The sequence below is a fragment of the Kitasatospora sp. NPDC093679 genome (assembly GCF_040683455.1).
Lineage (GTDB): Bacteria > Actinomycetota > Actinomycetes > Streptomycetales > Streptomycetaceae > Kitasatospora > Kitasatospora arboriphila.
The window spans coordinates 16,680-29,941 of the sequence record NZ_JBFBDW010000015.1 but is presented as its reverse complement, the minus strand read 5'-3'; the positions used below and the strand labels follow the sequence as shown (position 1 = coordinate 29,941).

General features: G+C 73.7%; 8 protein-coding genes. 4 read left to right on the top strand and 4 right to left on the bottom strand.

From position 1 onward, the window contains the following. Nucleotides 1–76: 76 nt before the first annotated feature. From AB0O09_RS15325 to AB0O09_RS15310, 4 genes are all read right to left on the bottom strand, one after another. A complete protein-coding gene (locus AB0O09_RS15325) occupies nucleotides 77–778 on the bottom strand; it encodes a hypothetical protein (protein ID WP_363542144.1) in 702 nt (233 codons plus the stop codon). Continuing rightward, nucleotides 775–5,001: an NEW3 domain-containing protein gene (locus AB0O09_RS15320; RefSeq protein ID WP_363542143.1), complete on the bottom strand. Its 4,227-nt coding sequence runs from the start codon at nucleotides 4,999–5,001 to the stop codon at nucleotides 775–777. Before AB0O09_RS15320 ends, AB0O09_RS15325 begins: the two co-directional genes overlap by 4 nt. A 123-nt stretch (nucleotides 5,002–5,124) precedes the next feature. Next, nucleotides 5,125–7,548: a discoidin domain-containing protein gene (locus AB0O09_RS15315; RefSeq protein ID WP_363542142.1), complete on the bottom strand. Its 2,424-nt coding sequence runs from the start codon at nucleotides 7,546–7,548 to the stop codon at nucleotides 5,125–5,127. A gap of 101 nt (nucleotides 7,549–7,649) precedes the next feature. After that, on the bottom strand, nucleotides 7,650–8,669 hold the full coding sequence (locus AB0O09_RS15310; RefSeq protein WP_363542141.1) for a LacI family DNA-binding transcriptional regulator: 1,020 nt from the start codon (nucleotides 8,667–8,669) through the stop codon (nucleotides 7,650–7,652). A 149-nt stretch (nucleotides 8,670–8,818) separates the two neighbouring features. Here AB0O09_RS15310 and AB0O09_RS15305 point away from each other — a divergent pair, with 149 nt between their 5' ends. The 4 genes from AB0O09_RS15305 to AB0O09_RS15290 all read left to right on the top strand — a co-directional run bounded on the left by AB0O09_RS15305 (nucleotide 8,819) and on the right by AB0O09_RS15290 (nucleotide 13,223). Next, nucleotides 8,819–10,105, top strand: coding sequence for an extracellular solute-binding protein (locus AB0O09_RS15305; RefSeq protein WP_363542140.1), 1,287 nt, complete (start codon nucleotides 8,819–8,821; stop codon nucleotides 10,103–10,105). Between the two features lie 116 nt (nucleotides 10,106–10,221). Further along, nucleotides 10,222–11,094, top strand: coding sequence for a sugar ABC transporter permease (locus tag AB0O09_RS15300; protein WP_363542139.1), 873 nt, complete (start codon nucleotides 10,222–10,224; stop codon nucleotides 11,092–11,094). A gap of 3 nt (nucleotides 11,095–11,097) precedes the next feature. Next, nucleotides 11,098–11,940 (top strand): carbohydrate ABC transporter permease, encoded by an 843-nt coding sequence (locus AB0O09_RS15295; protein ID WP_363542137.1) that lies wholly within the window; start codon nucleotides 11,098–11,100, stop codon nucleotides 11,938–11,940. A 29-nt stretch (nucleotides 11,941–11,969) separates the two neighbouring features. Beyond that, nucleotides 11,970–13,223 (top strand): glycosyl hydrolase, encoded by a 1,254-nt coding sequence (locus AB0O09_RS15290; protein WP_363542136.1) that lies wholly within the window; start codon nucleotides 11,970–11,972, stop codon nucleotides 13,221–13,223. The last annotated feature ends 39 nt before the right edge of the window (nucleotides 13,224–13,262 follow it).

Below are 13,262 nucleotides of genomic sequence, written 5' to 3'. Positions count from 1 at the left end.
TCCGGCGGCGAGGGCGGTGCTCGGCTCTCCCGCCGTTCGGCCCGGGGCTCTCCGGCCGGTGCGGCTCCGCGGGGGATCAGTGACGGTGGTGGTTGTCGGGCTGCGCCGGGTCGCCGGGATGTTCGAGACCGGGGACGAGGGTGAGGCGGTGGGCGCGGGCGTGGTCGAGCCAGCGGACGAAGGCGAGGCGGCGGGCCGGGGGGAGCGGGTCGGGGGCCGCGTCCGGGCCGGGGACGGTACGGGTGCGGGTCGACACGAGCGCCGCCGTCCAGCCGGCCGCGGTCACCCGGTGGCCGGGCGGGGCGGCGCGCAGGGCGGTGGCGAGCGCGACGGGGAGGGTCTCCGGGTCAGCCTCGAAGTCGCCGTCAGGGGTGGCGAGTTCCCACACGGTGGCGAGCACGGGCACGGGCCGGTGGAGGCCGGGCTGCGGTACGGCGACGTCGGCGGTGACGGCGGCGAAGACCGCGCGGACAGCCGCGCAGCCCTCGAACGCCGCGGCGGTGATCGAGCCCAACTCGACGGCGGCCCGCTGGTCGAGGCGGACCGGCGGGGCGGCCGCGCGGTCGAGGCCGCGGGCGGCGGCCTCGGCGGTGCAGAGCGCCTCGGTGAGCAGGACCTGGGCGACCCAGCGGGTGAGCTGGCGGTCCTCCGCGCTGCCGGGGGCGGGCAGTGCGGAGGACCTCGGGCCGGCACGGAGCGCGGCCAGCCGTCGGTCCAGCTCGGCGCGGGGGAGCGGGTGGCCGTCGAGCAGTCCGAGCAGGGCGGGTCCGGCGGTCACGGCTCGATCACCAGCTCCACCGTCGGCGCGTACTGGCAGCGGCCGAACCACATCACCTTCGCCAGCGCCCAGTAGGCGCCGGGCTCGGCGTCGGCCGGGACGGCGACGTCGAAGGTGACGGTGTGCCGGGCGCCGGCCGGCACGGTGAAGCCGCGGACGGGGTCGGGGAGCGCGTCCCAGCAGCCGAAGGGGGCGACCACCTGCAGCTCGCCGCGGATCTCGCCACGGGTGCGGTTGCCGAGGACGACGCCGAGCGTGCCGCGCCGGCCCGGCGACAGCCGGACCGAGGGGGTGGTGACGGAGACGGACAGGCCGGTGTCGCGTCCGTCGGCGGCCCGGGTGCCCTGGGCGGCCGTCCAGTCCTCGGGCGCCCCGCCGTCGGCGGGCAGCAGCGCGGGCAGGTCGCCGACGGCGACGGTGGCGACGTCCTCGACGAGCTGGCCGCCGTACTCGGTGCGGACGGCGACGAAGTACAGGCCGGGCCCGGTGCCGGCCGGCGGGTCGAGCGTCAGCGGGAAGCGCACGTGCCCGGAGGGGACGAGCCGGTACGGGCGGCGGCGGACGGAGACCTGCCAGCCGTCGGGGGCGAGGACCTCGGCGGCGCCCTCCACCTCGGCGTCCACCAGGTGCGAGGCGAGGACGGCGGACAGCTCGACCGGACCGCCGGCCGTGCGGACCAGGCCGGGGGAGAGACCGACCGACACCGGCAGGTACCCCATCGGCGCGGGGCCCCGGTTGTGCAGCCAGTACCGGGCGTGGACGGGCTGCGCAGCCTCGGCCGTCGGCCCCAGTGCGGCGGTCACCGGACCGGGGGCCGTGGCCTTCGGTACCGCCGTCACCGTGACCACCTCCGATCCGGCCAGCACCAGATCGGCCGGCACCGGATCGGCCGGCACCGGATCGGCCGGTGTCCCGCCCGGCTGCTCCAGCAGGTCGGCGACGCGCAGCGCGGAGAGCCGCAGCGAGCCGTCCAGCCGGGCCGTCCGCCCGAGACCGGTGGACTCGATCAGTCGCAGGGTGACCGACGACCCGGGGGAGACGGCCGCCGCGGAACCGTGCGCGATCGGGTTGCCGGTCGGCTTCAGCGCGGACAGCAGCACCTCCCGCTCCGGTTCGACCCGCAGCCAGGAGCAGGTCCGGGGTACTCCGCCGGCCCGGCCGGGCGGGAGCAGCCGGGCGTGCAGCGGGTGGTTGAACTCCTGGCCCTGCGCCGGCAGGTGCCGGGCCCGCCAGTCGCCGTCGCCGCCGGCCAGGGCGTACCGGAACTCGTGCGTCCAGTGCTGGAGTTGGAACGACGCACCGTCCGGCAGCGTGCGCCTCGGCGGGTCGATCCAGACGCCGGACGGCCAGCCGGTGCAGGAGCGCATCAGCGACAGGTGGAGGGCGCCGGACGGGTCGACGGCGAACCCGGGCAGTCCGCGGGTGAGCAGGGCCACGGTGCGGTCGGCGAGCCGTTCACCGTCGGGGAGGCGGCCCGGGCAGACGGCGCGGATCACGGCGTCGGCGAGGTCGGCGGCGAGCGCGGCCGGGTCGGTGGCGATCAGTGCGGGCAGGGCCCCCAGGTCGCGCAGGTCGGCGTTGGGCTGCCAGACCTCGTGCAGCGGCTTGTCGGCGGGCACCCAGACCGCGCCGTGCTCGGCGAGGACGGCCGCGTGCTCGGCGCCGGCCCGTTCAAGCAGCGCCGCCGCAGCCGGATTGGTGCCGGGACCGCCGAGGACGATCCGGACATCGGGCAGGTTGGAGTCCACGTCGAGCCAGCCGTACCGGGCCCGGTCGGCACCTGTGGTGGTCGCGGTCACCCCGACCCGGGCCAGGGCGACCACCAGCTCCCGTGCGCCGTGGGCATCGTCGGCGCTGGGAACGATCACCTCGGCCACGCCGATCGCCCGTTCCCCGAGCGGGGCGCCGTCCGGGTCGGTGAGCGAGACGCGGGCGGTCGATCCCAGGCCGAACCAGGTGTTGGCCGGGTTGTCGAGCGTCCAGGGCGCCTCGGCGGCGTCCACGTCCGGCAGCGCGAAGCCGCGCCCGACCACCGCTCCCGCCACCTCGCTCACCGGGAGGCCGCCCGGCAGATCGGCCGGGAAGCGCACCCGCAGCAGCCGGTCGGCGCCGGCGAAGTCGGCCAGCGCCGTCCGGAAGTCGACGTGGTCCAGGCCGTCCCAGAGGGTCACCGTCTGCCGGTAGGCGATGCCGTCGACGGTGCCGTCGACCACCAGCCGTTCGCCCAGCGGGCCGCTCTCGCGCCGCACGGTGGCGGCCCCGGCGGACGAACCGACGACCGGGCCCTTCGGGACCAGGTGCCACGGCCCCTCGCCGAAGTCCGGGTGCTGCGGGTACTCCTCGTACACCCGCAGCTCGTTGCCGACCTCGCCCTCGCGCAGCAACTCCCTTCCGCGCAGCAGGTCGTGGACGGAGCCGAGCGCGCCGCCGCGTGCCGGGTCCGCGGTCACCCGGTAGCGGGCGTTGGCGGCGGTGAGGCCCTCCGCGGCCTGCCACAGGGGGGCGGCCGGGCCGTCGGCCAGCGTGTAGGTGCGCCAGCCGAGTGCCGGAACCGCGTCGGCACGGAAGTGCAGCGTGCCCCGGTCGACCGCGCAGGGCATCGGCAGTCCGTCCTGGTCGAGCACCCGCACGCCGTCGAGGCCGTCCGGCAGCCGGAGCGACACCACGCCGGAGCGCCGGAAGGACAGGGAGTTGGCGACCACCACCGCTCGGTCGTCGCCGGTGCCGATCCCGCCGGTCAGCGCTTCGAGGGAGGAGTCCCGGACGGCGGCGGCCAGGTCGTGGGCCTCGCGCCAGCCGCCCAGCAGGTCCAGGTAGACCTGGTCGGACTCGGAGCCGGTGATCGCGTCGTGGTGCGCGCCGTAGGCGAGGTGGCGCCACACCTTGTCGAGCGCCTCCTCCGGGTACCGGCCGAGACCCTGCACCGCGGCCAGGGTGGCGAACCGCTCCGCGTCCAGCGCCGCCGTCTCGGCCGCCCGCTGGGCCTGCTTGGTGTCGATGTAGGAGACGTCCTTGCCGGTGTACACCGGGTTCATGTCCCGGGTCTGAGGGCTCAACCTGCGCCCCGAAAGATCGAGTTCGGCCCGGACGGCGGTCAGGAAGTCCCGCGGGGTGCCGCAGACGAACCGCGGCCACACGTACTTGGCCGCCCACGACCGGTGGATCTCGGTGACCCACTTGTTCGGCGGGGTGTAGTCGGTGCCGACCGGCAGCAGCAGGTTCCTCGTCGCGCCGACCGGCTTCAGCTTGCGGTACAGCTCGTACACCGCCTGCTCGGCGGCGGCCAGGTCGGGGGAGGAGTCCATCCACCAGCCCGCCGAGTAGTGGTGCGGCATGTAGTGGGTGAGCACCCCGCGCCCGGACGGCGAGATCCACTCGAACTCGCTCGGGAACTGCATCACCGTCGCGTCGTCCTTGGCCTCCCGGAAGTTCTTCTGGATCGGCCCCCACTGGTGGAACGGCCCGCGCGCCCAGGCACTGCCGGTCAGCCCGGCGGCGGCCAGATGGCCCGGGAACTGGGGATCGTGGCCGAAGACGTCCAACTGCCAGGCGGTCCGCGGATCCCCGCCGAGGATGTCGCGCTGGTAGCCGATGCCGTACAGCAGGTTGCGGATGGTGGTCTCGGCGCCGGTCAGGTTGGTGTTCGGCTCGTTGTAGGTGCCGCCCACCAGCTCCACCCGCCCGCTCGCCAGCAGCTCCCGCAGCTGCGCCCGGCGCTCGGGGTGCTGGTCGAAGTACGGCTTGAGGTAGTCGACCTCGGCGAGCACGAACGTGTAGACCGGGTCGCGCTGCGCCAGTTCCAGGTGCGCGTCGACCAGGGCGAAGCCGTTGCGCTCCCAGAGCGGGCGGGTGGTGGCGTCGCCGGACAGCAGCTCCCAGGGCGAGGTGTACGCGGCCTGGGTGTTCCACCAGACCGGGTCGTAGTGGAAGTGCGGGACCATGAACATCGTCCAGCCGGGCTCGGCGACCTCCAGCTCGCCGGGGGCTTCGGCGTCGCCGGCGGTCACGGTGACCCGGCGGCGCTCGCCGGGGACCGGGTCGTCGACCTCCAGCGGGACCTCGACGGGGCCCGTGCCGGTCGCACTGCCGCGGACGCCCGGGCCGGTCACGTCGATGCGGCACGGCGGGCCGTCCACCGTCATCCGCAGGACCTGGCGCGGCGCGGCCTCGGTGCCCGTGAACAGGTCGGTGGAGGTGACACGGGTGATGCGGACGACCGGCACGGGGTGTCCTTCCTCGGGGCGGACCCTGGTACGAGGTTAGGCCCGAGCGGGCGGGCCGCGTCGCACGCCACGGCGGCGCGGCCCGTCCGCTGCGGGCGGAGGGGTGCGGTGGTGGGGGCGCTGCTACGTGCCCCAGGCCTCGAACTCGTAGATGCGGGCGGCCGGATCGGTGGTCCGGGTCGGGGTGGTGATCACCAGCCGGACGTAGCGGGCGGTGAGGGAGACCGGGTGGGTGGTGGTCGCGGCGGTGTTGCCGGTGACGGTGACGGCGGTGGTCCACGGGTCGGTGGTGGTGTTACGGACCTGGACGGTGAAGTCGCGGGTGTTCCACGACGGGCTCTCACCGCCCGCCTGGGCGTGCTCGACCACGAAGGAGGTCAGGCTGCGGGCCGATCCGAGGTCCACCTCCAGCCACTTGCTGCCGGTCAGCGTGCACCACTTGTCGCCGTTGCCGCCGGACACCGAGCCGTTGACGGCCTTCGCCGCGGTCTCGTCGCCGTTGCACCGGCCGGACGCGGTGGCCGGGCGGTTCAGCGCCAGGTTGCTGCTCGCCGCCGCGGACCAGGTGACGGTGGTGCTCGCGACGGCCGAGCGGCCGTACTCGGTGGAGACCGCCTCGACGTCCAGCACGGTCGACGTCTCGGTGCCGGCCCGGTCGAGCTGCGGGACGAACCAGGCGGTGTTCGGCGTCGCGCCGAGGAAGGTGCGGCTGCCGTCCGGGTTGCGCCGGTACACCTCGTAGTGGTGGACCGCGCCGGTGGCGGAGGGCGTCCAGGCGAGCCGCACGGACTTGCGGGTCGGGCCGACGTCGGTGGAGCCGAGGACGGTGAGCCCGCTCGGGGCGGCGGCCGTGTCCACCGTGCCGTCACGGACGGCGAGTTGGCCGACCTTGATGTCGAGGGAGGGCGTGGTGCCGGTGGTCCGCAACCCCAGCTGGGCGATGGTGCGTCCGGCGTACGGCGACAGGTCGAGCGTCCGGCGTTCCCAGTCCGCCGTGGTGGTGGAGCCGAGGTCGAGGGTGGTGAAGACGGTCGGCGAGTCCGTGAAGGCGACCGCCGCCCGGAGGTGGGTGGCCCCGGCGGCCGGGGTCTTCAGGACGACGTCGAGGCGGGTGTCCGCGGCCACCGGCAGCCGGGTCTGGTACAGCCGCACCGTGTTGTCGGAGTCGAGGACGCCGGTGAGACGAAGCGCGGAGCCGCCCTCGTAGGCGTCGGTGAAGTCGATCGACGGGGTGATCCTGGTGCCGGCGGAGGAGACCAGCCAGCGGTAGGTCGGCGGGACGTCCTGGACGGAGAGGTTGTTCCAGCCGGTGGAGGAGACCCGTACGCCGCCGGAGTTCCAGAAGTCGCCCTGACCGGCGTCGAAGGAGGTGACGAACGGTTTGGCGGTGATCGGCGAGGACTCGGGGACGTAGCCGGCGATGCCCTTCCAGGACGAGGAGGTCGCGGTGTTCGACGGGTCGCCGTTGGCGCCGTCCCAGTAACGTGCCTCGCGGGCGTAGGAGTCGGCGCGGCCGGTGGCCGAGGTGTGCGTCCACTCCGGGCGGTAGAGGCCCAGCGAGGTGGTGTGCGGCTTGTTCGCGGGGAAGAGCGCGTTCCAGTTCACCGAGGTGTTGTAGCCGTCGGCCTCGGTGTCGACGCCGGAGTACAGCTCGTACTCGCTGCGGCCGAGCGAGCGGGCCAGTGTCCGGGAGGAGTCGAGGCCGGCGGCGGACCAGCCGAAGTTGAGGAACATCGAGTCCGAGGTCCGCTGCCCGGACTCCTGGAGGAACGCGTCGTCGGCGGAGGTGAGGGCGTTCTGCCAGCTCACCGAGCCGGACTCGGTCATCGCGTCGTACCACATGAACCCGACCGGCCCGAGCGAGCGGGCGTAGCGCATCTCGTCGCGCAGCGCGGTGGCGAGCGCCGGATCGCCGCCGTCCGTCTCCTGGTTGACGAACCAGCCGTCGAAGCCGTAGTACTGCGCGGCCTGCACCAGTTTGTCGGCGACCGGGTAGCGGCTGCCGGACTTCCGGGCGAAGTCGCGCACCCACTGGAGCCGGCCGCCGTACGCGGTGGGCGGGAAGAAGACCGTGCCGTACACCTTCACGCCGTTGCGGTGGGCGGCGTCGATCACGGTCGGGTTCGGGGCGAGGATCAGGCCCTCGCCCGCCGAGCCGCCCCAGAACACCAGCGTGTCGACGTACTGCCAGTGGCCGAAGGCGTAGTAGTCCGGGTCGGTGGAGCCCTGCGAGGGGTTGTTCGACGTCGGCCCGAAGGACACCAGCGAGACCACCTTGCCCTCGCCGGGGCGGGCGTCGGCGTTGGCCTTGAGCGCCGGGTCCGACGTGCGGGGGCGGAGCGGGACGGTGGCCCGGTTGAACCGGGCGTCGGGGTCCGTGGCGGGATCCCAGTCGAGGATCGTGTTCGGGTACCAGTAGGAGGCGTACGGCTGGCTTCCGCCGGTGCTGGCGGTGGCGCCGGCGGTGGCCTGCGGGGCGGGGGCGAGGAGGACGGCCGATAACGCGACGAGGGTGGTGCTCAGCAGCACGGCGAGACGTCGTTTCATCCGGGACTCCGGTCCAGCGGGGGCGGTTGCTGGTGCAGTGGTGGTGCGGATGACGTGGAGCGGCGAGCGTCCCGCAGGCTAAAGAGCTTTAGTTCGCGGTGTCAAGAGGCCGCGCGGGCGGTGGACTCGCGGACGGTCAGCCGGGGCGTCGGGTTCTGCACGTCACGGGCGGCGGACGGATCGGCGATCACGGCCAGCAGTTCCCGGGCGACCTGCTCGCCGAGCGCGAAGGTGTCGCGGGAGAGCGCCGTCAGCGACGGGTGGACGATCCGGGCCAGCGCCGAGTCGTCGAAGGAGACGACCGACAGGTCGTCGGGGACGGCGACGCCCATCTCGGCAGCCACGCGGAGTCCGGCCACGGCCATCACGTCGCTGTCGTAGATGATCGCGGTCGGCCGCTGACGGCGGGCCAGCAGCGCCCGGGTGGCGGCGGCGCCCTCGGCGTCGGAGAAATCGGTCGGCAGCGACACCGCCTCGGCGAGCCCGAGCCGCCGTGCGCAGTCGCGCACCGCCCGGATCCGGCGCCGGGTGTGCTGGAAGGCGGGCAGCCCGGCCAGATGGGCGATCCGGCGGTGCCCGAGCGCCGCCAGGTAGTCGACGATCGACACCATCGCCTCCCGGTCGTCGGCCCAGACGCTGGGCAACGAGCCGTGCCGGCCCGGCCCGCCCATCACCAGCGCGGGCACCGCCAGCTCCTCCAGCACCGGCACGCGCGGGTCGTGGACCTGCAGGTCGACCACGACGAAGCCGTCCACGCGGTGCTCGGACGCCCAGCGCCGGTACACCTCGATCTCGGCCGCGGTGTCCTCGACGACCAACAGCTGGAGGGCGGTGCCGTCGCCGGACAACCCGGCCTGCAAGCCGGACAGCAACTGCCCGAAGAAGGGTTCCAGTCCGATGGTCCGCGCCGGGCGGGCCAGCACCAGCCCGACCGCCCGCGCCCGGGCCCCGCCCAGGGCGCGGGCCGCGCTGTGCGGCCGCCAGTTCATGCGCTCGGCGACCTGCAGGATCCGGGTCCTGGTCGCCTCGCTGACCCCCGGCCGGCCGTTCAGCGCGAACGACACCGCGCCGCTGGAGACCCCGGCCTCGCGGGCGATGTCGGCGATCGTCGGTCTGGGCATCGGTCGGGCCCTCCTCGGAGATTTCTGGTGCGCGCTCCCTTGACGGCGAGTGTAGCCAGGGAGATGCTGCCGAAGCGCTAAAGGGCTTTAGTGGAGCTTCAGGGGCCCTGCTCGACGAATGCCTGCTCGACGGGATCGGGAGACGCCGCATGTTAGGAAGCCACTGGGCACGGCTGGCACTGGCCGCGGTCGCGGCCGCGACACTCGCGGGCTGCGGCCTGAGCGACCCGGACACCGGCCCGGACGGCCCGGCGGTGACCGCGGGCGCCGAGGTCACGGGCAAGGTCTCGATCCAGACCTGGGCCCTCAAACCGAAGTTCACCGACTACATGCAGGGCGTCCTGGACGCCTTCCAGCAGCAGCACCCCGGCGTCCGGGTGGAGTGGCTCGACCAACCCGGCGACGGCTACTCGGACAAGGTGCTCAGCCAGGCCTCCGGCGGCACCCTGCCCGACGTGGTCAACCTCCCGCCCGACTTCGCGCTGCCGCTCGCCGCACGGGGCATGCTGCTCGACGTCGCCGCTGCCGACCCGGAACTGGCCGACGACTACGTCAAGGGCGGCATCGACGCCTACCGCTTCGCCGGCCGGGACGGCGCCTACGGCTATCCCTGGTACCTCAACACCGACGTCAACTACTGGAACTCCGAACTCCTCGCCAAGTACGGGCTGGACGCGAAGAAGCCCCCGGCCACCCTCGACGAACTGATGACCCGGGCCAGGACCGTCAAGGAGAAGTCCGGCGGCTCGACCTACCTGATGAGCCGCAAGCCGGGCCTCGGCGACCTCGCCGACGCCGGCGTGAAGCTCATGGCCGACGACGGCAGGAGCTTCACCTTCAACACCCCCGAGGCCGCCGCCCTGCTCGACAAGTACCGCGACGCCTACAAGGACGGCCTGCTGCCGAAGGACGTGCTCACCGAGACGTACGCCGGCAACGCCAAGCTCTTCAACGCCGGCACCGTCGCCTGGACGACCGGCGGCGGCAACTACATCACCGGCCTCGCCACCGACAACCCCACCCTCGCGCCCAAGGTCGTCCCGTCCCCGGCGATCGGCACCCCGCCGCTGTACGTGCAGGGCCTGTCCGTCGCACGCAGCAGCAAGAACCGGGCCGCCGCCCTGGCACTCGCCCGCTGGGTGACCAACGCGCAGAACCAGGCCGCCTTCGCCCACCTCACCAGCATCTTCCCCTCCACCAAGGCCTCCGCCGACGACCCGTTCTTCAGCAGGAGCGACGGCAGCAACGCCTCCGACGCCAAGGTGATCGCCTTCACCTCGCTGGGGAAGGCCCGGATGCTCCAGCCCGTCCAGGTCAACGACGCGATGAGCACGGTCGTCAACCAGCAGATCGCGCTGGCGATCAGCGGCGAGATCGGCTCCAGGCAGGCGCTGGACACCGCCGTCAGCCGCTGCAACAAGCTGCTCGGCGGCTGAACAGCGCCCCACGGGCGGCGACCGCCCCCCACCCGGCCGCCGCCCGCAGGGAGCCGCCCGGTCCTGACCGCAGGGACTGTCAGGGTCCGCCCGCCCCTCTCCAGGAAGGCACCCCGATGACCCACCGGCGCTGGTTCACCCCCTGGCTGCTGACCGGCCCGGCCGTGCTCTGGCTCGCCGTCTTCAACCTGTGGCCGGCCGTCAACACGGTGATCCTCTCGTTCACCAACGCCCGCCCGCTCGGCGGCGGCCGCTTCACCGGCCTCGCCAACTACCGGCGCGCCCTGGAGGACGACCAGTTGGTGGACGCGCTGATCAACAGCATCGTCTACCTGCTGATCTGCCTCCCGCTGCTCACCCTGCTGCCGCTGCTGCTCGCCCTGCTGGTGGAGCGGAGGCTCCCCGGCATCACCTTCTTCCGCACCGCCTTCTACACCCCGGTCATCGCCTCCGCCGTGGTGGTCGCGCTGATCTGGGGATGGGTGCTGGACGACCGTGGCCTGCTCAACGGCCTGCTCGGCCAACTCGGCCTGGCCGCGCGGCCGGTCTCCTTCCTCACCGACCGCTGGTTGCTGCTCCTCAGCGCGATCGGCCTGACGGTGTGGAAGGGGCTCGGCTACTACATGGTGATCTACCTGTCGGCGCTCGGCAACGTCGGCCGCGAACTCCACGAGGCCGCCGCAGTCGACGGAGCGTCGGCCGCCCGGCGCTTGTGGCACGTCACCCTCCCCGGGGTGCGCCCCACCATGCTGCTGGTCTCGGTGCTCATCTCGGTCTCCGCCCTGCGGGTCTTCTCCGAGTTGTACGTGCTCTCCCACGGCACCGGCGGCCCGGGCGGCCGCGACATGTCGGTGGTGATGCTCATCCAGTTGTACAGCCGCGGCTTCACCGGGCACATCGGCTACGCCTCGGCGCTCAGCCTGCTGCTGTTCGCGATCACCGTCGGACCGATGCTGCTGCTCGCCCGGCTCGGCAGGAAGGCGGCCTGACCGGTGGCCCGAGGATTCAGCACCCCGTCTCCGGCCGAGAAGGCCGCCCGCTACCTGCTGCTGGCGCTCGTCCTGCTGCTCACCGTCGGCCCGTTCCTGTGGCAGCTGTCCACCTCGCTCAAGGGGCCCGGCGAGGACGTCTGGTCCCGCACCCCCGGCTTCCTGCCGCAGGAGCCGACCCTCGCCAACTACGCCGAGGTCGCGGACACCGTCCCGGTCTGGACGTACGCCGCCAACTCCCTGGTGGTGGCGGCGATCGCGGTGATCGGCAACGCGGCCGGCGCGACCCTGGCGGGCTTCGCGCTGGCCCGGCTGCGCTTCCGCGGCGCGCGCCTCGTCCTCGGCCTGTTCCTGGCCACCCTCGTCCTGCCGGGCGAGGTCACCGTCGTCTCCCAGTACGTCACGGTGCGCAGCCTCGGCCTGACCGACACCCTGGCCGGGGTGGCCCTGCCCGGCGCGATCGCGATGCTGAACGTGCTGCTGATGCGCACCGCCTTCCGGGCCGTCCCGCCCGACCTGGACGCCGCCGCCCTGGTCGACGGCGCCGACGTGTGGCAGCGGCTGGTCCACGTCGGCCTGCCGAACGTGCGCGGCATGCTCAGCGTGGTCGTCGTCTTCACCTTCATCGGCGCCTGGGACGACTTCCTGTGGCCGCTGATCGTCCTCAACGACCCGGGCAAGTACACGCTCACCGTCGGCCTGCAGTACCTGAACGGCACCTTCAGTGCCAACCCCCGGCTGATCGCCGCCGGCACGATGATCGCCTTCCTGCCGATCGTCGTCGTCTTCGCCTCGTTGCAGCGGTTCTTCTTCCGGGGCGTCGAGGAAGGGGCCGTCAAGGGATGACCGCGACTCACGAAGGAACCCGCCGCCGCATGACCGAGACCGTCCGGCCCCCGCGCTTCGGCGTCAACTACACGCCCAGCCGGGGCTGGTTCCACCACTGGCTGGACTTCGAGCCGGACGAGGTGCGCGCCGACCTGGACTCGATCGCCGCACTCGGCCTGGACCACCTGCGGGTCTTCCCGCTGTGGCCGCTCTTCCAGCCCAACCGCACGCTGATCCGCCCCCGGGCCGTCGAGCAGCTGGTCGCCCTCGCCGACGCCGCAGCCGAACGCGGCCTGGACGTGGCCGTCGACGGCCTCCAGGGACACCTGTCCAGCTTCGACTTCCTGCCCGCCTGGACGACCACCTGGCACCGCCGGAACCTCTTCACCGACCCCGAGGTGATCGACGGCCAGCGCGCCTACCTGCGCACGCTCGCCGCCGCCCTCGCCGACCGGCCCAACTTCATCGGCATGACCGTCGGCAACGAGATCGACCAGTTCTCCGGCCACCCGCACCCCGACCCGGACCGGATCACCCCGGCCCAGGCCGAGGCCTGGCTGCACCGGATGCTCACCGCCTGCGAGGAGGGCGCACCCGGCCGCCTCCACCTGCACGCCGCGTACGACGCCGCCTGGTACCGGGACGGCCACCCGTTCACCCCCTCGCACGCCGCCCGGATCGGCACGGCCACCGCCGTCCACTCCTGGGTGTTCAACGGCACCGCACAGCGGCACGGCCCCGAGGCCGCCGCCACCGGGCAGCACGCCGCCTACCTGGTCGAACTGTCCAAGGCCTGGGCGGACGACCCGCACCGCCCGGTCTGGCTCCAGGAGGTCGGCGCGCCCGCCCCGCACATCCCGGCCGGGCGGGCCGCGGCGTTCGCCCGGACGACCGTCGCCAACGCCCTGGACTGCCCGGACCTGTGGGGCATCACCTGGTGGTGCTCGCACGACGTCGACCGCGCCCTCGCCGACTTCCCCGAACTCGAGTACGGCCTCGGCCTGCTGACCAACGCGCGGGAGACCAAGCCGGCGGGCGCGGCGGTCGCCGCCCTGGCGGCGGAGGTCCGCGTCGAGTGGGACCCGCCGCCGGTGCGGACCACCGGACTCGTCCTCGACCTGCCGGACGACGCCCCGGACCGCTCGGTCTGCGCGCCCGGCGGGCCCTACTTCGAGGCGTTCATGCGGATGGCGGCCACCGGCGCCCGGCCGGCCGCCGTCCTCGCCGGACGCGCCACGGACGCGGCCCACCTGTCCGCCCGGGGTGTCACCGAACTCGTCACCGTCGACCAGGTCCGCTGACCTTCCGCCGACCGTCCGTCACCTCTGGGAGCAGCCCGC

Coding starts and splice junctions, on each gene's coding strand:
- AB0O09_RS15315 (WP_363542142.1), bottom strand. CDS start 7,548: ATGAAACGACGTCTCGCCGTGCTGCTGAGCACCACCCTCGTCGCGTTA.
- AB0O09_RS15305 (WP_363542140.1), top strand. CDS start 8,819: ATGTTAGGAAGCCACTGGGCACGGCTGGCACTGGCCGCGGTCGCGGCC.
- AB0O09_RS15310 (WP_363542141.1), bottom strand. CDS start 8,669: ATGCCCAGACCGACGATCGCCGACATCGCCCGCGAGGCCGGGGTCTCC.
- AB0O09_RS15290 (WP_363542136.1), top strand. CDS start 11,970: ATGACCGAGACCGTCCGGCCCCCGCGCTTCGGCGTCAACTACACGCCC.
- AB0O09_RS15300 (WP_363542139.1), top strand. CDS start 10,222: ATGACCCACCGGCGCTGGTTCACCCCCTGGCTGCTGACCGGCCCGGCC.